The organism is Dyadobacter sp. CY261 (assembly GCF_021440085.1).
Lineage (GTDB): Bacteria > Bacteroidota > Bacteroidia > Cytophagales > Spirosomataceae > Dyadobacter.
Genome location: NZ_JAKCPW010000008.1, coordinates 123546 through 142120, shown reverse-complemented (window position 1 = coordinate 142120; position 18575 = coordinate 123546). Strand labels below are relative to the sequence as shown.

At 47.8% G+C, this 18575-nt stretch carries 18 protein-coding genes; 11 read left to right on the top strand and 7 right to left on the bottom strand.

Translation table 11 applies throughout. The annotated features are described in order from the left end of the window. Positions 1 to 38: 38 nt before the first annotated feature. The 3 genes from LZD49_RS22040 to uvrC are packed head-to-tail and all read left to right on the top strand — an operon-like array spanning position 39 to position 5325. Positions 39 to 2336: a transglycosylase domain-containing protein gene (locus LZD49_RS22040; protein WP_234669834.1), complete on the top strand. Its 2298-nt coding sequence runs from the start codon at positions 39 to 41 to the stop codon at positions 2334 to 2336. An 18-nt stretch (positions 2337 to 2354) separates the two neighbouring features. Next, positions 2355 to 3503 carry a glycerate kinase gene (locus LZD49_RS22035; protein ID WP_234669833.1) on the top strand — a complete coding sequence of 383 codons (1149 nt, stop codon included), beginning with the start codon at positions 2355 to 2357 and terminating at the stop codon, positions 3501 to 3503. A 10-nt stretch (positions 3504 to 3513) separates the two neighbouring features. Beyond that, positions 3514 to 5325 carry an excinuclease ABC subunit UvrC gene (gene uvrC / locus LZD49_RS22030; RefSeq protein WP_234669832.1) on the top strand — a complete coding sequence of 604 codons (1812 nt, stop codon included), beginning with the start codon at positions 3514 to 3516 and terminating at the stop codon, positions 5323 to 5325. Here uvrC and LZD49_RS22025 read toward each other — a convergent pair. Continuing rightward, entirely contained in the window at positions 5322 to 6536 is a 1215-nt protein-coding gene (locus LZD49_RS22025; RefSeq protein WP_234669831.1) for an NAD(P)/FAD-dependent oxidoreductase, read from the bottom strand. The two genes, uvrC and LZD49_RS22025, sit on opposite strands and share 4 nt — an antisense overlap. Before the next feature lie 111 nt (positions 6537 to 6647). On the opposite strand from LZD49_RS22025, the gene LZD49_RS22020 reads away from it, so the two are divergent. From LZD49_RS22020 to LZD49_RS21995, 6 genes are all read left to right on the top strand, one after another. Next, positions 6648 to 7721, top strand: coding sequence for a saccharopine dehydrogenase family protein (locus LZD49_RS22020; RefSeq protein ID WP_234669830.1), 1074 nt, complete (start codon positions 6648 to 6650; stop codon positions 7719 to 7721). Continuing rightward, complete coding sequence (locus LZD49_RS22015; RefSeq protein ID WP_234669829.1) at positions 7718 to 9256, top strand: aldehyde dehydrogenase family protein; 1539 nt, start codon at positions 7718 to 7720, stop codon at positions 9254 to 9256. Before LZD49_RS22020 ends, LZD49_RS22015 begins: the two co-directional genes overlap by 4 nt. A 65-nt stretch (positions 9257 to 9321) precedes the next feature. Further along, complete coding sequence (locus LZD49_RS22010; RefSeq protein ID WP_234669828.1) at positions 9322 to 9588, top strand: PqqD family protein; 267 nt, start codon at positions 9322 to 9324, stop codon at positions 9586 to 9588. A gap of 3 nt (positions 9589 to 9591) precedes the next feature. Continuing rightward, on the top strand, positions 9592 to 10032 hold the full coding sequence (locus LZD49_RS22005) for a lasso peptide biosynthesis B2 protein (RefSeq protein WP_310590499.1): 441 nt from the start codon (positions 9592 to 9594) through the stop codon (positions 10030 to 10032). Between the two features lie 18 nt (positions 10033 to 10050). Further along, positions 10051 to 10965, top strand: coding sequence for a serine kinase (locus tag LZD49_RS22000; RefSeq protein ID WP_234669827.1), 915 nt, complete (start codon positions 10051 to 10053; stop codon positions 10963 to 10965). Further along, positions 10965 to 12080 (top strand): nucleotidyltransferase family protein, encoded by a 1116-nt coding sequence (locus tag LZD49_RS21995; RefSeq protein WP_234669826.1) that lies wholly within the window; start codon positions 10965 to 10967, stop codon positions 12078 to 12080. Before LZD49_RS22000 ends, LZD49_RS21995 begins: the two co-directional genes overlap by 1 nt. Here the strand turns inward: LZD49_RS21995 and LZD49_RS21990 are convergent. The 3 genes from LZD49_RS21990 to rsfS form a co-directional block, all read right to left on the bottom strand. Further along, positions 12058 to 13005, bottom strand: coding sequence for an aldose 1-epimerase (locus tag LZD49_RS21990; RefSeq protein WP_234669825.1), 948 nt, complete (start codon positions 13003 to 13005; stop codon positions 12058 to 12060). The genes LZD49_RS21995 and LZD49_RS21990 overlap by 23 nt on opposite strands. 108 nt (positions 13006 to 13113) lie before the next feature. Further along, the gene (ftsH, locus tag LZD49_RS21985) at positions 13114 to 15171 is read right to left on the bottom strand and encodes an ATP-dependent zinc metalloprotease FtsH (protein ID WP_234669824.1); all 2058 of its coding nucleotides are present in this window, start codon (positions 15169 to 15171) and stop codon (positions 13114 to 13116) included. A 72-nt stretch (positions 15172 to 15243) separates the two neighbouring features. Beyond that, complete coding sequence (gene rsfS / locus LZD49_RS21980; protein WP_090150758.1) at positions 15244 to 15627, bottom strand: ribosome silencing factor; 384 nt, start codon at positions 15625 to 15627, stop codon at positions 15244 to 15246. A 45-nt stretch (positions 15628 to 15672) separates the two neighbouring features. On the opposite strand from rsfS, the gene LZD49_RS21975 reads away from it, so the two are divergent. Next, a complete protein-coding gene (locus tag LZD49_RS21975; RefSeq protein ID WP_234669823.1) occupies positions 15673 to 16440 on the top strand; it encodes a biotin--[acetyl-CoA-carboxylase] ligase in 768 nt (255 codons plus the stop codon). Here the strand turns inward: LZD49_RS21975 and LZD49_RS21970 are convergent, their stop codons facing one another. From LZD49_RS21970 to LZD49_RS21960, 3 genes are all read right to left on the bottom strand, one after another. Then, the gene (locus LZD49_RS21970; protein ID WP_234669822.1) at positions 16441 to 16770 is read right to left on the bottom strand and encodes a transmembrane 220 family protein; all 330 of its coding nucleotides are present in this window, start codon (positions 16768 to 16770) and stop codon (positions 16441 to 16443) included. Between the two features lie 95 nt (positions 16771 to 16865). Further along, positions 16866 to 17567 carry a tetratricopeptide repeat protein gene (locus tag LZD49_RS21965; RefSeq protein WP_234669821.1) on the bottom strand — a complete coding sequence of 234 codons (702 nt, stop codon included), beginning with the start codon at positions 17565 to 17567 and terminating at the stop codon, positions 16866 to 16868. A gap of 66 nt (positions 17568 to 17633) precedes the next feature. Then, entirely contained in the window at positions 17634 to 17867 is a 234-nt protein-coding gene (locus LZD49_RS21960; protein WP_234669820.1) for a hypothetical protein, read from the bottom strand. Here LZD49_RS21960 and fsa point away from each other — a divergent pair. Further along, positions 17854 to 18510 carry a fructose-6-phosphate aldolase gene (gene fsa, locus LZD49_RS21955; RefSeq protein WP_234669819.1) on the top strand — a complete coding sequence of 219 codons (657 nt, stop codon included), beginning with the start codon at positions 17854 to 17856 and terminating at the stop codon, positions 18508 to 18510. The genes LZD49_RS21960 and fsa overlap by 14 nt on opposite strands. Positions 18511 to 18575: the final 65 nt, after the last annotated feature.

Genomic DNA, 18575 nt, shown 5'->3' with positions numbered 1-18575 from the left:
TATATTTGCCTTTTCCAGTAACCTATCACCCCACATCTATGATTGAATTACAACCCGGAAAGTATCGGCGTACCATTATCCGTTTATGGCGGATTGTTGGCTTAGGACTGGGTCTGATTATATTCTACATTATTGCCGTCAGCTTTAACTTTTTATGGTTGTTTGGTAAAATGCCAGACCTGAAAACGCTCGAAAACCCCAAGAGCGAACTTGCCTCCGAAATGATTAGCGAGGACGGAAAATCACTGGGCAAATACTTTTTCGAAAACCGCACACCAATAGACATCGCACAGATTTCTCCTAACCTGATAGACGCGCTGGTGGCCACCGAAGATGCTCGTTTTGTAAACCATTCGGGTATCGACCCACGAAGCCTGGCCCGCGTTTTCAAAGGCGTCGTTTCGGGTAATTCTAGCTCAGGAGGCGGTAGTACGCTTACCCAGCAGGTCGCCAAAAACCTTTTTAATACCCGTTCGGAGGAGTATGAAGGGTTGTTGGGTAAAATTCCGTTAGTCAGGATTGTGATTGCCAAAACCAAGGAGTGGGTGCTGGCAGTGGTACTCGAAAGAAAGTATACCAAACAGGAGATCATGCAAATGTATCTCAATACCGTTTCGTTTGGAAATAATACTTATGGTATCAAGGTCGCTTCTAAGACCTATTTTGATAAAGAACCATGGGATTTGAATGTGACCGAGGCTGCATTGCTGGTGGGCATGCTGCAAAATCCGACACTATTCAATCCATTACGCTTCCCAACCAATGCATTGAACCGACGGAATACCGTGCTGGCGCAGATGTATAAATACGACTACATTCCCGAAGAGGATTTCAATCGCTACAAGGAAAAATCGCTGGGGCTCAACTTTACAGTTGATAGCCATAATACCGGCTTGGCACCTTATTTCCGGGAATCCATGCGTGGCTATCTCAAAAGCTGGGTGAAGCTCTACAATGAAGAGCACGATACGAACCTGGATCTTTACACCAGTGGCCTGCGCATTTACACGACGATCGACTCACGCATGCAGCGCTATCAGGAGCAGGCTTTGACCGACCATATGAAAGGACAGCAAAAGCTATTCGACGAGCATTGGAAAGGCCGTAACCCCTGGACTTATGACAATGGAAAGGAAATCCCTGGTTTCGTGGCCACCGCTGCAAGGCGTTCGCCACACTTCATCTCTTTGAAACGCGATCTGGGCGAAGAAGCGGCGTGGAAAATTATGCGGAAGCCTTACAAGATGAAGGTATTTACTTGGAATGGCGAGAAAGAAGTGACGATGAGCCCGTTGGATTCCATTGCTTATTACAAACGCTTCCTTCGCGCGGGTATGATGTCCATGGACCCGCGTAACGGGCATGTGAAGGCTTGGGTGGGAGGTATTAATTTCAAGTATTTCAAATACGACCACGTCAAGCAAGGTTCGCGGCAACCCGGTTCGACATTCAAGCCGTTTGTTTATGTGTCGGCATTAGATAAAAACTTCCTGACCCCCTGCGACCATGTTACCGACCAGCCGGTTTATTTCGGCCCGTCCGATGGCGTTCCGGGAGGGTGGTCGCCGCATAACTCGAACAACAAGTATTCTTACCAGTCACTGTCATTGCGGCAGGCACTTGGAAAATCGGTGAATACGGTGAGTGCTTACCTGATGAAAATGGTAAGGCCCAAAGCAGTGGTGGAATATGCACATAAGCTGGGTATAACAAGTAATTTACAGGAAGTACCTTCGCTCTGTCTGGGAATCAGCGATGTTTCGGTATATGAAATGGTAGGCGCTTACTGTGCGTTTGCCAATGGTGGCCACCGCACAGAGCCGATGACAATCCTGCGTATCGAAGACCGTTACGGAAATGTGTTGCAGGAGTTTTTCCAGAAGCAAAACCAGGAGATCAGTGAAAACATGGCCTATAATATGTTGTACCTGATGCGTGGTGCCGTGGAAGATCCCGGTGGAACTGCCGGCCGGTTGCGGCAATATGGTGTTACCGAAGGCAATGAGATTGCAGCGAAAACAGGCACCACTTCAAACTATTCCGATGGCTGGTTTATGGGCATGACGCAGAACCTGGTATCTGGTATCTGGGTTGGTGGCGAAGACCGCAGCATTCACTTCCGTACCATCGCGTACGGCCAGGGGGGACGCATCGCAATGCCGGCCTGGGGTTTGTTTATGCAAAAAGTATACGCCGACCCTACGCTCGTACAATATCGTAAAGGGCCATTTAATAAGCCAGAGAATTACGTGCGTGAATGCGGAGGAGTAGCCACTGATAGTACTGATACCTATATCCCGCCGTCACGCAATGACGACGAGGGTGTTTTATTCTGACATTCTAAATACTTGATCTTGAATATCCTTGTAGCCCCTGACAAGTTTCGTGGTTCACTGGAAGCTGCTGAAGTGTGCGATGCCATGAGGGATGGCATTCTGAAAGCATATCCCAATGCCAATGTGACAACTATCCCGTTGGCCGACGGCGGTGAGGGGACTTCTAAGATATTGACCCGGCAGGCCAAAGGCACGGAAGTGACTGTCACGGTCATGGACCCGCTCAACCGTCCGATTGAAGCGGTTTATGGGCTGTCGGAAGATAAGGATGTGGCATTTATCGAAATGGCGGCTGCTTCGGGACTGGGCCTGCTGGCCATTGAAGAGCGGAATCCACTGCGGACGAGCACATTCGGAACTGGGCAGCTTATTGCTGATGCACTGGATCGTGGTGTTAAGAAGATCATCCTGGGTATCGGAGGAAGCGCAACTACCGACGGCGGCATGGGTATGGCCGAGGCGCTTGGGTACTCATTTAAAGATAGCGAGGGAAATACGCTTCTGCCCAGTGGGCAATCACTCGGAAATATCAGCTCCATCATTGTGAGGAATGTCGATCAGCGAATAGGACTGACTTCCATTACAGTAGCTTGTGACGTCACCAATCCATTGTACGGACCCGAGGGTGCAGCCTATGTTTATGGTCCTCAAAAAGGCGCTGATCCTGAAATGGTGGCCACACTTGATCAGGGCCTCGAAAATCTGGCGCAGGTCGCAACACGTGCATTGGGCCGGGACGTAAGCCTTGTTCCTGGCGCAGGTGCAGCGGGGGGGCTTGGAGCCGGTTGCATGTGGTTTCTGGATGCGTCTTTAAAAGACGGTATCAGCATTGTAATGGAGCAAAGCAATGTCGCGGTGCTCGTGGAAAAAGCGGATCTGGTGATCACCGGCGAAGGTAAGGTGGATGAGCAGACACTAAGTGGCAAGGTGGTGAAAGGGTTAGCTGGTCTTTGTCGCAGCTACAATGTGCCGCTGGCGGTGGTTTGCGGGACATTGCAGATCACGTCGGAGCAGGCAAAGGCAGCAGGCATGACCTATGCAGTTTCCGTCCTGAATCGTCCGATGGATCTGAATGCGGCGCAACGGGACGCCTATGGTCTGGTCAGTGACGCAACTTTTCAACTAATGCGGTTGTTTTTTTTCAACCGGGACGCCATTTCGTCCTAAATCACGATCAATGTCTGAATTCAATTACAAAGAAGAACTTACCAAAATTCCTCTCGATCCCGGTGTGTACCGGTATTTCGATGAAACCGGCGAGGTCATATATGTTGGAAAAGCGAAAAGCCTGCGTAACCGGGTTTCGAGCTATTTTTCCAAAAATAACCAGCACGACCGTAAAACGAGACGGCTCGTGAGCCAGATACGGCGTATTGAATATACCATCGTTTTGAGTGAATGGGATGCATTGCTGCTCGAAAATCAGCTGATCAAACAGTTGCAGCCGAAGTTCAATATCCTTCTCAAAGACGATAAAACTTACCCATTCATCTGCATTACCGACGAGCCATTTCCGCGCGTTTTCCCCACCCGTAATATGGATCGCACCAAGGGTACTTTTTATGGCCCTTTCGCCAATTTGCGCTCCATGCACACTTTGCTGGACATGTTCAAGAGCTTGTACCAGATCCGGTCTTGCCAGTTGCCGCTGACGAAAACTAATATCGAGGCGAAGAAATTTAAGGTCTGTCTGGAATACCACATTGGTAATTGCAAAGGGCCTTGCGAGGGATTACAGGCAGAGGATGAATACAATGCGGAGATCGAGCAGGTGCATAATATCCTGAAAGGCAACTTATCATCGCCCCAGCAGTATTTCAAAGAAAAAATGCTGGAAGCGGCGGAGCAGATGGCGTTTGAAAGAGCGCATTCCTGGAAAACCAAGATCGAACATTTATCAAACTTCCAAAGTAAAGCGACCGTTATCAACCCCCGAATCGGGAATATCGACGTTTTGACTATCGTTTCGGACGAGGAGGCCGCTTACCTGAATTTCATGAAGATCAAACAGGGCTACATGGTGGCGACCCAGACGTTAGAAGTGAAGAAAAAGCTTGACGAAAGCGATATGGAAATCCTGGCGATGATGATCGTGGAAATGCGGTCTACTTATGGTTCGGAGGCAAAGGAGCTTGTTTCCAATCTCAAACCGGATCTCGACATGCGGCTGGAAGTGACGGTACCACAAATCGGCGACAAAAAGAAGCTGCTGGATATGTCCATGAAAAATGTGATGTACTTCCGCCGCGAAAAGGCGGAACGCAGGGAGGTGGAGGCGTCGGCTACGTCGTCGAAAAAGGACCGTGTCCTGATCCGCCTCAAATCTGATTTGCAAATAAAGACATTACCACGCCATATCGAATGTTTCGATAACTCCAACATTCAGGGTACCAACCCGGTAGCGTCGATGGTATGTTTCAAGGAAGGTAAGCCTTCCAAAAAGGATTACCGCCATTTTAATATCAAAACGGTGATCGGGCCTAACGACTTCGCATCCATGAACGAGATCGTAAGCCGTCGTTACCTTCGCCTGATCGCCGAAGAGCAGCCGCTCCCTGATCTCATCGTGATCGATGGGGGTAAGGGCCAGCTCGGTGCGGCTTGCGATGCATTGAAAAGCCTGGGAATTTACGGCCAGGTGCCTATTATCGGCATTGCCAAACGATTGGAAGAGATCTATTTTCCGGAAGACCCGCTGCCCTTATATATCGACAAAAGGTCGGAATCTTTAAAACTTATACAGCAAATCCGGGACGAGGCACACCGCTTCGCCATTACCTTCCACCGCGACAAGCGTAGTAAGGCTAGTCTGGTAAGCGAACTGGAAGGTGTTGTGGGTGTGGGGAAGGTTACTGCAACCAAGTTGCTGAAACATTTTGGCTCCGTGCGGGCTATCCGGGAAAGTTCACTGGAAGAACTCACGGACCTCGTAGGATTCGATCGGGCTAAAAAAGTCAGGGCTTATTTCGATACCATGGCCCATGCCTAAAAGCCAATGTTCTTCCCGACGACATAACCCGTAGTCCATGCATTCTGGAAGTTGAAACCGCCGGTGATGCCATCGACATCGATGACTTCCCCTGAAAAGAACAACCCGGGTACTGATCGGCTTTGCAGTGTATCAGGGTCGATATCGGACAATGCAATACCGCCGCAGGTGACAAATTCTTCTTTAAAAGTGGTTTTGCCCTTCACTTCAAATTGACTGTTGGTCAGCAGCTCGGTGATGCGGTTGAGAACTTTGTGACTTGCATCGCCCCAACGAAGTGTTTCCGGGATTTCAGCTTTTTCTGTAAATGCTTTCCAAAGTCGCGACGGTAATCCGAAGCGGGCGTGGGAAGCTATTTGCTGTTTGGGGGTGTTACTTTTTTCCAAAAGTAGGAAATCACGGATCTGTTGCTCTTTCATTTCTGGCAGCCAGTTGATCCGGCAAGTGAAATGATAATCTTTTTCCGCCAGATCGCGGGCACCCCAGGCCGATAGTTTCAAAACGGCCGGCCCGCTGAAACCCCAATGGGTAATCAGTAGCGGCCCCCGCCATTCGTGCTTTGTTCCCGCAACCTTCACCAATGCTTCCTTCACCGACACGCCGGCGAGTGGCAGCAGATAGTTGTCTGGTGTATTAAATGTAAACAAGGAGGGTAGTGGAGGTACAATCGCATGGCGATGCTCTTCCAGCCATTCGAAACTCTCTGCTTTGGGATACCCCCCTGTGGCGATCAACAGCCGGTCGGTGACCAATGTTTCGCCGTCGTTAGTCTGTAAATGGAATTGGTCATCCACTTTTGCGAATGAACCGACATTTACACCTGTCTTGATTTCGACGCCAAGATTTCTGGCCGTTTTAATCAGACATTCAATGATGGTATGTGAAGAATCGGAAACCGGAAACATTCTGCCATCGGCCTCTGTCTTTAATTTTACGCCCCTTTTTTCAAACCATTCCACTGTTGCCTGGGCATCGAAATGTGTAAGAAGCTTGCGCAGTAATTTTTCGCCACGTGGATAATTCTTGACAAAAAAACGCGGATCATGCGGTTGGTGCGTAACATTACATCTGCCTCCGCCCGACACCCGTACCTTACCGAGGACAGCTTTACTTTTTTCCAGAATGGTGATGCCGGCACCCGGAAATGTCTCCGCGGCGGTGATAGCGGCCATAAAACCCGAGGCACCTCCGCCCACGATCGTGATTGTCATATACTTCAATTAACCTACAAAAATGCCATGCAAGTTTTAAAAACTGCAATTTCTTTTTCTATCTTTCAAAATAGCTTCAAAAATTTAAACAAAAACCCTTAATAACTATACATGCAGAAAGTACTTGTTATTGGCTTGGGAAAAGTAGGTTCACTTGTGGGCACTTTGCTGAGCAAACGATTCCTGGTAACTGGCGTCGATAAAGCACAACCGGCTGTAAAGTTACCTTTCGGGGTGGTTACCGGCGACGTGAATGACGGCTCGTTTCTCGACAGGGTATTAGCTGGTTTCGACGCAGTAGTTTCCTGTATGCCCTATAACCTCAACTTACCCATCGCGCACCGCGCGCATGCGGCAGGAATCCATTACTTCGATCTCACCGAAGACGTGCCGACGACCTCCGCGATCCGTGAAATGGCGAAGGTCAGTAGAAGTGTACTTGCCCCTCAATGCGGATTGGCACCTGGTTTCATAGGCATTGTGGGAATGGAGCTGGCAAAACGCTTTACCAAAATTAGGGATATTGAATTGAGGGTAGGCGCTTTACCACGTTATCCCAATGGCCAGATGGGCTACTCGTTCACCTGGTCACCTGCGGGCGTCGTGAACGAATACCTGAATGATGCCGAGGTCATTCACAATGGGGTACGAAAAATGGTGCCGTCATTGGAAGGTATTGAAATGATCAATATTGAGGGACAGGAGTTCGAAGCATTCAGCACTTCGGGCGGGCTTGGGACCATGTGTGAAACGCTCGAAGGAAAGCTGGATACATTGAATTACAAAACAATCCGCTATCCCGGGCATTGCGGTTTAATGCGGTTTCTGTTATACGAATTGTGCCTGAAAGACAAGCGGGCCCTGGTGGAGGAGATCCTGACGGAAGCAAAGCCACCCGTTCAGCAGGATGTAGTGTATGTGTACGCCGTGGTAGAAGGCTGGAAGGACAATCACCTCGAAAGGGAAGAGTTTTACCGTGCCTATCATCCGATCCAGATAGACGGGCAACATTGGCGCGCTATTTCCTGGACAACGGCGGCTTCGATTGCTTCGGTCGTTGAAATGGTGGCCGACGGTGTTTTGCCTGATAATGGTTTTATCAGACAGGAGGATATTTTGCTGGACAATTTTTTCAAGACGCAAAACGGGCAGTATTTCAATGAGGTTATTGATAAAATGGTATGAATGGAATAAATGATATTCTTGAAAAGCTCGGCATCTCATCTGTTAACCACGGCGTAAGTACCGGGCAAGCCGGTTGGGAAGGCGCCGGTGCATTGCTGGAATCTTTTTCACCGGTGGATGGCTTGAAAATAGGTGCCGTAACACAGAGTGCGCGGACAGATTATGACCGTGTGGTGGAAACAGCAAGCCTTGCATTTAAGAAATGGCGGAGCGTGCCCGCCCCCAGGCGTGGTGAAATTGTGCGGCAAATCGGGGATAAGCTGAGAAGCCACAAGCAAGAGCTTGGCACGCTGGTGAGCTATGAAATGGGTAAGAGCTTACAGGAAGGCTTGGGCGAGGTTCAGGAAATGATCGACATATGCGATTTTGCTACCGGGCTTTCGAGACAGTTGTATGGCTTAACCATGCATAGCGAGCGGCCGCAACATCGAATGTATGAGCAATGGCATCCGCTTGGTGTAGTGGGGATTATTACGGCATTCAATTTCCCGGTTGCAGTCTGGTCGTGGAATGCGATGATAGCGTGGGTATGCGGGAATGTGTGCGTATGGAAACCTTCGGAGAAAACGCCGCTTACCGCTGTTGCTTGTCAGAATATTATCCACGACGTATTAAAAGCCAACGATGTGCCGGAAGGCGTTTCATGCATTGTTTCGGGCGGGCGCGACGTAGGCAAGTGGATTGCCGGTGATGTGCGTATCAGTCTCGTTTCCGCCACGGGAAGTATTCCAATGGGAAGGGCGGTAGGAGAAGCGGTGGCCCAGAGGCTAGGGAAAAGCCTGCTGGAACTGGGCGGAAACAATGCGGTCATTGTAACACCAACAGCCGATTTGAAAGTGGCCATTCCCGGTATTGTTTTTGGTGCGGTAGGAACGGCTGGTCAGCGGTGTACTTCAACTCGTAGACTGATCGTCCACGAATCCATTTTTGATGAGGTGAAAAACCGTTTGGTAAAAGCTTACAGCCAATTAAAAATCGGGAATCCGCTGGATGCGGCTAATCACGTTGGTCCTTTAATAGACCGGCTGGCGGTGACGCATTATCAAAATGCGGTGGAGCAGATCAGGCAGTCGGGTGGGACTTTTATCGTGGAGCCGCGCCTTTGTGAGGGGGCAGAATATGTGTCGGGCTGCTACGTTGCGCCTTGTGTGGCGGAAGTAGAAAATCATTACGCGATTGTTCAGCATGAAACATTTGCGCCTATTTTATATATGATCCGTTACCGCGATTTGAACGAGGCCATCGCATTGCAAAACGACGTGCCGCAAGGCCTCTCGTCCTCCATTTTTACCAATGACCTTCGCAATGCGGAGCAATTTCTTTCCTTTGCAGGTTCCGATTGCGGCATTGCCAATGTAAACATCGGTACATCCGGAGCGGAGATAGGTGGGGCGTTTGGTGGGGAGAAAGAGACGGGAGGTGGCCGGGAGTCGGGTTCGGATGCCTGGAAAGCCTACATGCGCCGCCAAACCAATACCATCAACTATGGAACAGCGTTACCATTGGCCCAGGGAATAAAGTTTGAGATTGAGTGATTAAAATTTTTAACTTTGTACATATTCAAGACACATTATATTTTTTGGCAAACACATTCACAACTATGAAGTATCAGCTTACATCAGACCAGATTTCTTCCAAAGTCGCAGGGGAGACGGTGATCCTGAATCACACAAAAGGCGCTTATTATGGCATGGACGAGGTTGGAGCGTTGGTGTGGGATACACTTGAAAAGGGACCTCAAACCATTGAAGACTTGTGTGAGGCGGTATCTGGCGAGTATGAAGTTGATCTGGAAACCTGCAAGGGAGACATCGATGGTCTGCTGCAAGACCTTATTTCAGAAAAGCTCGTAGAAGTAATCGGTTAAGCATTGAAACAGTTTGGCAGATTTGTACAGCGGTGGCGGACGTTGTCCGTTTCAGAAAAAATTCTATTTCTGAAAGCATCCCTTTGTCTGTCCCTTATCAAATTCGGTTTAGCAGTATTCCCTTTTAACCTTTTTCGAAAAATCTTTCATTGGTTGACTGCCGCTCGGCGAGTAAAGGAAATGCCACAGGCGGAGATAGGTCGTATCGTCTGGGCGGTGGACACTGCGGCCAATTTACTGCCTTTTGAGCTTCTGTGTCTTCCAAGGGCATTAGCTGCGAAATATATGCTTCGCAAGGTCCCGGCCGTCACTTTGGAAATCGGAATTGAAATAAATCCGGCGAAGCACTTTGAGGCGCACGCCTGGATCGAACGAAACGGTTCCATCGTGATCGGGCAATGGCCAACTACGGTGTCATACCGGCGGCTATGGGTTTGGGAGTAGTTTAATTAATTATCTCACATGCATTTTTACAAGGCCTTCGGGTTGAGCATTCATTCTGAACTAGAACTTACAGAACTCTGTCAGGATCACGAAACGCAAACACAGGATTTAAGAATTGTCGTTAGCAATTTCTCCATTCCGCCACTTTCAGAAACACATATTTACCGTCGGAAAATACGTGCTTTGTTTGCCGTCGACGATGCCGGTGTCGCCTACCTGAACTGGGAAGGTGTAGCTAATTTCAAGGCTTCAAATGGAAATTTGCTGGAAGTGGATCCGCTCACTGATGATCCTGAACTGCTCAGCCTTTTCACGGTAAGCGAAGCGATAGGCCTTATTCTATATCAATTGAATTTCTTTCTTTTACACGCAAGTGCAGTCAAGATCGGCAATGGGGCCTGGTGTTTTACCGGCGAACCCGGGGCCGGTAAATCGACAACGGCCGCTGCATTCATAAAAGCCGGAGGTACGCTTCTTAGTGATGATCTTACAGCGATCAGCTTCGGTGCCGATGGAGCGGCGTTTGTGGTACCAGCATATCCGCAACTTAAAATATGGGATAACACGGTATCCGGCCTGAACTATAACCGTGCAAATCTAACGCCGGTTACCGAAGGGGTGAATAAGTTCGCTTACCAGCCGAAAGAAGACTTCCGACATGAAAAAATCAGGCTGAAACAGGTTTTGTTTTTACATAAAAATGTCTCTGGGGAGCCCGACGCACCTTTGCCGCCCATGTCGGTTGCAACGGAGAGCCTTGCCAACTTTCCTTTACCGCTCGGTTTGCTGGAAGGCCAGGCACTGAAAGAGCATTTTGAGGACAGCTTCAAATGTGCTAAATCCGCTGAAATGTGGACGAAAGAACGGCCTGAGGACTTTGGGAAATTGGAAGAATGGGCGAGGGAGGTATTTGAAAAGGAGACCCAGGACTGATGGTTAAAACATCCTCAACGGAGCTTTCATTGATTCTGGACGCATGTCTCGGTTCGCAAAACGACCACCGCACTGAGGTGGTTAATACCGGTAAGCTTTATGATTTGGCCAGATATCACCAGGTCCGCCCGCAATTACTTTCGTACCTGAATGAACGGGAAAGTATGCCTGAGATTCAGGCGATACTTCGGGAAGATTGTCAGCAAATTGCCTTTTCCAATATGGTAGCGGCGAAAGAACTGGTGGACGTCTCAAATCTTTTGAAGGAACACGGGGTCGACTCTTTCGCGTACAAAGGAAGCTTTTGGGCAGATTGGCTTTATGGGAACGTTAGTCAAAGAGAATTCGGTGATATTGACGTTCTTATTCCCGAGTTTTCGTTTACAAAGGCATATGAGCTGCTAATGACCCAAGGTGGATATGTCACAGACGAATATAGGCTTTACCTGCTTCGCAACCCGAAGACCAGGAAGCGCTTTTTCAGAACAGATTATCATATACCGATGATAAACCATCCTGACAAATCAGTACAAAGCGTTGTTGAAGCGCACTGGCGGATTGCATATCCCCGGCTCGCATTTGATTTTCCTTCTGATGAATGGGCTAAATATAAAGAAGAGTACGCATTCCTTGGATCCGATATCAGTTCGTTTCAACGGGAGTATCAATTGTTGTTGTTATTGGTGCATCACGGGGGAAAAGAAGAATGGCGCAAACTTAAATATGTGGCGGATTTTGCTGCGTACATGCGTAGGTTCGGAAGTATGACGAACTGGAATACTGTGGCAGAAATTGCAAAGCAAAAGGGAATATTCTCCTTGTTTATCCAAAGTGTCGGCTTGCTTCGTGTGTTGGGAATGGAATGGAAAGAGGAATGGCCTGTATTCGAGACCACTCTTCTTCCTCATTCGTATCTTCGAAATTGGGAAAAAAGAATGAAAGAGCCTTCCAACTCCACCTGGCCCTATTTCAAACATGGATTGTCGATACACGATGGTATCAAACACAAAACCAGGTTGATCCTGGGTCACTTTAAATACTTGACCGAATTTCAACTAATCTGGAGTAAATTCAGATACAAGCAGCGCCTGGCTAAACTAGGGACACGACAATAGTGCCATCAATTGTGAGCCCCGGGCCCAGGATATTTAAGCCATCGCCTGTATTAAATGAATCTACATTGGCAGTCAGCGGCTCGATCGCCACACAATCACGTGCAGGCGGCGTGTATACAACCAGGTAATTGAACTTACCTTCTCCCGTTTCCTGCCGGATACGCAGGGTAACATCCTGATTTTTCGAAACCAGCTCAGTCACAGCGTGCGTGCTGGACGAATCTACGATGAAGCAGTTATCAAACTCCTTCCGATGCAGCAATGTCGGCATCTCCATTGTGAATGGTTCAGTTCCGACAGGGATGAGGTTTTCGTTGAATGTGACCAGCCGTCTCGACGGAATATTGATTTTCCAAGCTTCTACATCTTCGTTGCCGAGAACCCAATAAGGGTGCCAGCCAAACATCGTCGGGCAAGGCGCTGTGCCTTCGTTTTTAGCTTCATATTTCAGCTCGAAACGGCCATCTGCATGCAGGGTATAGCGCACGGAGAAATGGACCTTAAACGGATATCCGCTCGCGTTGTCGATGGTGTATGACAGCTGAATGCGCGCGTAATCCTCGTGAATAGTCTGCTCATCCAATCGGAAATGGTTTTTCCGGACAAGCCCGTGGATGGCATTTTCGCCGCCATCTTCATTTTTATCTAACTGGTAGTCTTTGCCGAGAAATTTGTATTTCCCCTCAGGAATGCGGCTTGCAAATGGGAATAGCAGTTCGCTCGCACTCTTCGTATCGGCGACGAGCGCATTAGGGGTAGGGGGCATTTTCAGGAGAGAAAAGAGGGTAAGGCCTTTTCTTAATGAAAGTTGGCGAACAATTCCGCCCAGCTCTGGGATAATTACACAGCGGTTTTCCGTAGTTGTTTCGTGTATGACATATTCGGTTAGGTCGCCAAATTGCTGTTTGAAAATTTCAAAGGACATTTTGCTTTGAAGGTTTAGGGTAAAAAATATTGTATTCCTGTAAAAATAATAGCCGGACAGGTTGAATTGTCCGGCTATTGCATATTTAATGCCTAAAAAATCAACTTTTTATTCGTTGTCGGCACTTTTTTCGGCTTCTGCCATTTCTTCTTCTTTACGTTCCTTTTCGAGGGTCTGTTTCACCACTTCTTCGTGGATTGCAGCTTCCTCGTTCGAACGGCGGTTGATATAAGCCTGATAGCTCGTTTCCTTCTCATAAGGACGCTTGCCAATCAGTTTTTCAAGATCAGCCTGGAACAGGATCTCTTTTTCGAGCAATTCCTTCGCCAACACTTCTAACGCATCACGTTTTTCGCTCAGCAGGCCTTTAACGAATTGATATGCCTGATCAACCAATTTTCTAACCTCTTCATCGATCGCTTGTGACGTCGATTCGGAGTAAGGTTTGGTAAATGCGTAATCGGATTGCTTCGAATCATAGAACGAAATATTACCAATCCGCTCATTCATACCGTACATGGTTACCATGCTGTATGCTACTTTGGTTACTCTTTCAAGGTCACTCAATGCGCCGGTAGAGATTTTCCCAAATACGACATCCTCCGCAGCACGGCCGCCCAATGTCATACACATTTCATCAAACAACTGCTCTGTGCGGTACAGATACTGCTCACGCGGGAGATACTGTGCGTAACCTAATGCCGCCACACCACGTGGTACGATCGACACTTTTACCAAGGGATCCGCGTGTTCCAGGAACCAGCCAGCTACTGCGTGTCCGGCTTCGTGGTAGGCTACGATCTGCTTTTCTTCCGGTGAGATCAGTTTGTTTTTCTTTTCCAAACCACCGATCACACGGTCCATGGCATCCTGGAAGTCCTGCATGGTCACTTCGTCACGATTACGACGTGCGGCAATCAATGCTGCTTCGTTACAAACGTTAGCGATCTCAGCACCGGCAAAACCGGGAGTTTGAGATGAAAGTTTCTGGATATTAACGTCCGTAGAGAGCTTCAAAGGTTTTAAATGGACTTTGAAAATGGCTTCACGACCAATTACGTCTGGCTTATCGACTGAAATCTGGCGGTCAAAACGTCCCGGACGAAGCAAAGCAGGGTCAAGAACGTCTGGTCGGTTGGTGGCTGCCACAATGATGATACCGGAATCGGTTGCAAAACCGTCCATTTCAACGAGCAGGGAGTTCAATGTATTTTCACGTTCGTCGTTAGAGCCGGGCATGGCACCACGGCCACGTGAACGACCTACCGCGTCGATCTCGTCAATAAATATGATACAAGGCGCTTTTTCTTTCGCTTGCTTAAACAAGTCACGTACACGCGCTGCACCCACACCTACAAACATTTCCACGAAGTCGGAACCTGAAAGGGAGAAGAAGGGTACGCCTGCTTCTCCGGCCACCGCTTTTGCAAGCAAGGTTTTACCGGTTCCCGGAGGGCCCACGAGTAATGCGCCTTTGGGGATTTTAGCACCCAGTTTCTTGAATTTGTCCGGGCTTTGGAGGTATTCTACTATTTCTTTGATTTCTTCTTTTGCTTCATCGAGGCCTGCCACATCATTAAAAGTGATCTTAACTTTGTTTTCAGCATCAAAAAGCGTTGCACGAGACCGGCCGATATTGAAAATCTGACCACCAGGGCCTACACCGCCCGACATTCTGCCGAGGATAAAGTACATGACCAGGATCATTACAATGAAAAAGCCCCAGGTTCCAAGGAAGCTGGTCCAGTCGTTTCGGGTATCCACCACAAAAGGCACCTTATCATCGTCGGGAATGCCTTCCTGCATTTTATCGAAGTCCTTCTTGAAAGTCTCCGCCGATGTTACCTGAAACTGGTAGTGGGAAGCAGTTTCCCCACCGAAATAATTATTTTCTTTTGCAACTACCCTATATTTGTCGAGTTTGAGCGCTTCCGGTTTTAGCGTAATTTCTACTGATTTGTCGTTTACAATAGTTACGCGTTCCACTTCCTTGTCTACCATCATTTTCTCGAAACGCTTCTGAGTGGTTTCGCGGATCGTTGAGGTTCTGTTGAGGTACGTGATTCCGAGTATAGTAGCGATCAGAGCGGCTATTATCCAACCTTGATATCCCTTCTGAGGACTTTTAGGGTTGAGTGGCCCCCTTTTGTTATCGTTTTCAGACATTCGTTCGTTTTAATTAAGAGGAAATATAATAAACAACAATCCCGGCGGGGCTAATGTTCGCCCGACGGGTCTTTATACCATGGAGTCTTCCAGGTACGTCACCTCTGCATCTCCCCAAAGTTCTTCCAGATCGTAATGCTTACGGCGTTCTTTGTTGAAAATATGTGCGACAACGTCCACATAGTCAATCAAAATCCATTCCCCATTCGCCTTTCCTTCTTTTTGCCAGGGCTCTGTTTTGGATATTTTATAAACTTCGTCTTCGACAGAGTTCGCCAAAGCATCTATTTGTGTATCGGAATTACCCGAGCAGATCACGAAAAAATCGGTTATTGAGTTTTTTACTTTTCTGAGGTCTAATATGGCAATGTCCAAACCTTTCTTTTCTGTCATTCCCTTCACCACCAGTTCGGTGAGATCTTTTGAGGATAGTTCTTTATTTTTGCGTTCTTTCATGCGTTGTATTTACCTTTTCTAAAACCCTAAAGTAAAACAAAAAAATTGTACAACTCTACACAGGACACGCTAATAATTGGTAAAAAAGTTATATACCTGCCAACTTGTCATTCCACCAACGACATAGCGGCTGAAATAGTGCATGCGGGGCTGTTCGAGGAAGGAACCGTTGTCATTACCGACAACCAGATAAAAGGAAGAGGTCAGCGCGGAACGGTGTGGAATGCAAATGCAAGTGAAAATCTGACGTTTTCCGTCATTCTCACACCGTCATTTTTGCCAATTCAAGAGCAATTTCTGATTAGCCAGGTCACAGCGCTGGCGATCCGTGCTTATCTGGGAAGTTACGTGGCCGACACAAAGGTCAAATGGCCGAACGACATTTACATGAACAACCGCAAATCTTGTGGAGTACTGATCGAAAATTCGCTTCAGGGCACCAGATATGCTAGTTCGATCGTGGGGATTGGCGTGAATATCAATCAGTCAGAGTTTGAAAGTAGTCATGCCACATCCCTTTTTCGCGAAACCGGACAAGCATTTGCATTGCCTGAGGAATTTCACAAGTTGCTGAAGTTTCTGGATGCCTATTATATCAGGCTGCGGTCAGGCCATCAGAACGATGTAATTCGCAGTGAGTATTTGGGTTATTTGTATGGTTACCAGAAAGATGTGAAATTTCTGCACAATGGAAATGTTACAAATGGCACGGTGACCAGCGTAACACCGCTGGGAAAGCTACGTGTTAGACTGGCCACCGAGCCGGAAGAACTGGAATTTGGGTTAAAAGAAATTGAATGGGTCAGGGACTGATCACCCCCATTTACCCAGCACCGCCATAACGACTGCACAGATGCCCAATCCAAGCGATTCGCGCGCCAACTCGATGTTGAGGCTTCTCATGGCCGTTTCACCGAAGAAAATCCCTTCAAATTCAGGCGGCCATTGCAATATCCCACCTATGAGATAGCCAGCGGCGAGCGCGTAAAATACCCAAGGAGGCCAGAGCTCCCGGATACTCATGAAGCAGCCGAGGGCAGCAAAGCTATAAATTGCTATCCAGACCCCGGAATCGGGATCGTTCAGTTGCAGATAGGCAAAGATTACGAATATAACCCCGAAAAGTATCTTTAAAAGTCTCATGGTAGTGGGTTTGAATGTAGAACGATGTCAGGTTATTTTAAAAAGCTGTTACCGGTTGATTATTAACTGCCGGAGACGTTATTTTAACACATCAATTACTGACAAAATTGCGTCAGCGCGTTGGCAGCGTCGCTATATCCCAGGTTCAGAGCCTGTTTCAAATTCGTACAGCCGAGATCTTTTTCACCGTCGTTCCACTGCGAGAGCCCGAGTCCGTAGAATGCCTTGCCATATGCGGCATCCAGCTTGACGGTCTGGCGGAATGCTAAGGTGGCTTTTTTGTAATCCTGAGCGCGGTAGTAGGTATTGCCGAGATTGTACCATGCTTGCTTATTGTTGTCGTCAAGTTTGGTAGCCTTTTCAAAATCCTGGATCGCTTCCGGTGTTTTGTCCATCAGCACCAGCAACTGGCCTCGGTTCACGAAAACGTCGGCAGTGTCGGGTGCGAGCTCGGCCGATTTATTATAGTCGGCAAATGCGGAATCCAGCTTATTTTCATCCGTATAAAGCAACGCGCGGTTAAAGTAGGGTCGGTAGGAGGCAGGTTTCAACTTTATTGCCTGGGCGAAATCGAGTAGAGCATTGTCGTACTCTTTCAATTCGTAGTAAGCGACGCCGCGGAGGTTGAAAGCGTCGGCATTTGTTGTACTTTTTTCGATGGCCTTATTAATAAATTCAATGGCCTCGCGGGTCTTGCCCTGTTGCATCAGCTCTTTGCCTTTTTGCAGAAAGGCGTCAGAGGATTGAGAGCAGGAGTAAAGGAAAATCAGAAAAAATAAAAAAAATAATCGGGGCATACTGGTTCATTTCTAGTTGTTTCGCACAAAAGTAAGGCGAAAGCTCACAGGAATGTTTTCTTTTTGTTAATAAAATGTCCTTATCTTTGCACCCGGCAAATCGGAACTACCAGCTCCTTCCGAATCCCCCAGGTCCTGACGGAAGCAAGGGTAGGTGGTTGATGCGGTGAGATTCTCGGTTTGCCTTTTTTTATTTCCTCCCCACTTCGATTCCCCCTTTCTTTCTTTTTGCTTTTGTTCAGGGTTTTCTACTTTTGTGGAATATTCTAACCAATAAATTTTCAATATGAAATTTTTCATTGATACTGCTAACCTGAATGAAATTCGGGAAGCGCAGGCACTGGGTGTTTTAGATGGTGTTACCACCAACCCATCCTTGATGGCAAAAGAAGGAATCACAGGTAAGGATAATATAATGCGCCACTACAAAGCTATCTGCGATATCGTGGATGGTGATGTAAGTGCGGAAGTAATTTCGGTAGATCTGGAAGGTATGATCCGCGAAGGAGAAGAGCTGGTAGAGATCGACGAGAAAATCGTGGTTAAAATCCCGATGATCAAGGAAGGTATCAAAGCACTTAAATATTTCTCCGGCAAAGGTGTCCGTACCAACTGTACGCTAATATTCTCGCCAGGCCAGGCGCTTGTTGCCGCGAAAGCCGGTGCTACCTATATTTCTCCATTCGTAGGTCGTTTGGACGACATCTCAACCGACGGTATCGCATTAATTGAGCAAATCCTTACCATTTACAGAAACTATGGTTTCGATACGCAGGTGCTTGCGGCATCCGTTCGTCACCCGATGCACATTATCCAATGCGCAGAAGTTGGTGCGGACGTAATGACCGGCCCATTGAGCGCGATCGAAGCACTGCTGAAACACCCATTGACCGACATCGGTCTTGAGAAATTCCTGTCTGACTACAAGAAAGGGAATTCCTAATCAAAGGATTGTCACACTGAGCGGAGTCGAAGTGCATTGCACGAAGTCGCGTATATCCTTCGACT

What these genes read in the sequence shown, in the direction of transcription:
- LZD49_RS22040 (WP_234669834.1), top strand. Translation starts at nt 39, where the DNA reads ATGATTGAATTACAACCCGGAAAGTATCGGCGTACCATTATCCGTTTA.
- uvrC (WP_234669832.1), top strand. Translation starts at nt 3,514, where the DNA reads ATGTCTGAATTCAATTACAAAGAAGAACTTACCAAAATTCCTCTCGAT.
- LZD49_RS22025 (WP_234669831.1), bottom strand. Translation starts at nt 6,536, where the DNA reads ATGACAATCACGATCGTGGGCGGAGGTGCCTCGGGTTTTATGGCCGCT.
- LZD49_RS22020 (WP_234669830.1), top strand. Translation starts at nt 6,648, where the DNA reads ATGCAGAAAGTACTTGTTATTGGCTTGGGAAAAGTAGGTTCACTTGTG.
- LZD49_RS22015 (WP_234669829.1), top strand. Translation starts at nt 7,718, where the DNA reads ATGAATGGAATAAATGATATTCTTGAAAAGCTCGGCATCTCATCTGTT.
- LZD49_RS22010 (WP_234669828.1), top strand. Translation starts at nt 9,322, where the DNA reads ATGAAGTATCAGCTTACATCAGACCAGATTTCTTCCAAAGTCGCAGGG.
- LZD49_RS22000 (WP_234669827.1), top strand. Translation starts at nt 10,051, where the DNA reads ATGCATTTTTACAAGGCCTTCGGGTTGAGCATTCATTCTGAACTAGAA.
- LZD49_RS21995 (WP_234669826.1), top strand. Translation starts at nt 10,965, where the DNA reads ATGGTTAAAACATCCTCAACGGAGCTTTCATTGATTCTGGACGCATGT.
- LZD49_RS21990 (WP_234669825.1), bottom strand. Translation starts at nt 13,005, where the DNA reads ATGTCCTTTGAAATTTTCAAACAGCAATTTGGCGACCTAACCGAATAT.
- ftsH (WP_234669824.1), bottom strand. Translation starts at nt 15,171, where the DNA reads ATGTCTGAAAACGATAACAAAAGGGGGCCACTCAACCCTAAAAGTCCT.
- rsfS (WP_090150758.1), bottom strand. Translation starts at nt 15,627, where the DNA reads ATGAAAGAACGCAAAAATAAAGAACTATCCTCAAAAGATCTCACCGAA.
- LZD49_RS21970 (WP_234669822.1), bottom strand. Translation starts at nt 16,770, where the DNA reads ATGAGACTTTTAAAGATACTTTTCGGGGTTATATTCGTAATCTTTGCC.
- LZD49_RS21965 (WP_234669821.1), bottom strand. Translation starts at nt 17,567, where the DNA reads ATGCCCCGATTATTTTTTTTATTTTTTCTGATTTTCCTTTACTCCTGC.
- fsa (WP_234669819.1), top strand. Translation starts at nt 17,854, where the DNA reads ATGAAATTTTTCATTGATACTGCTAACCTGAATGAAATTCGGGAAGCG.
- LZD49_RS21960 (WP_234669820.1), bottom strand. Translation starts at nt 17,867, where the DNA reads ATGAAAAATTTCATATTGAAAATTTATTGGTTAGAATATTCCACAAAA.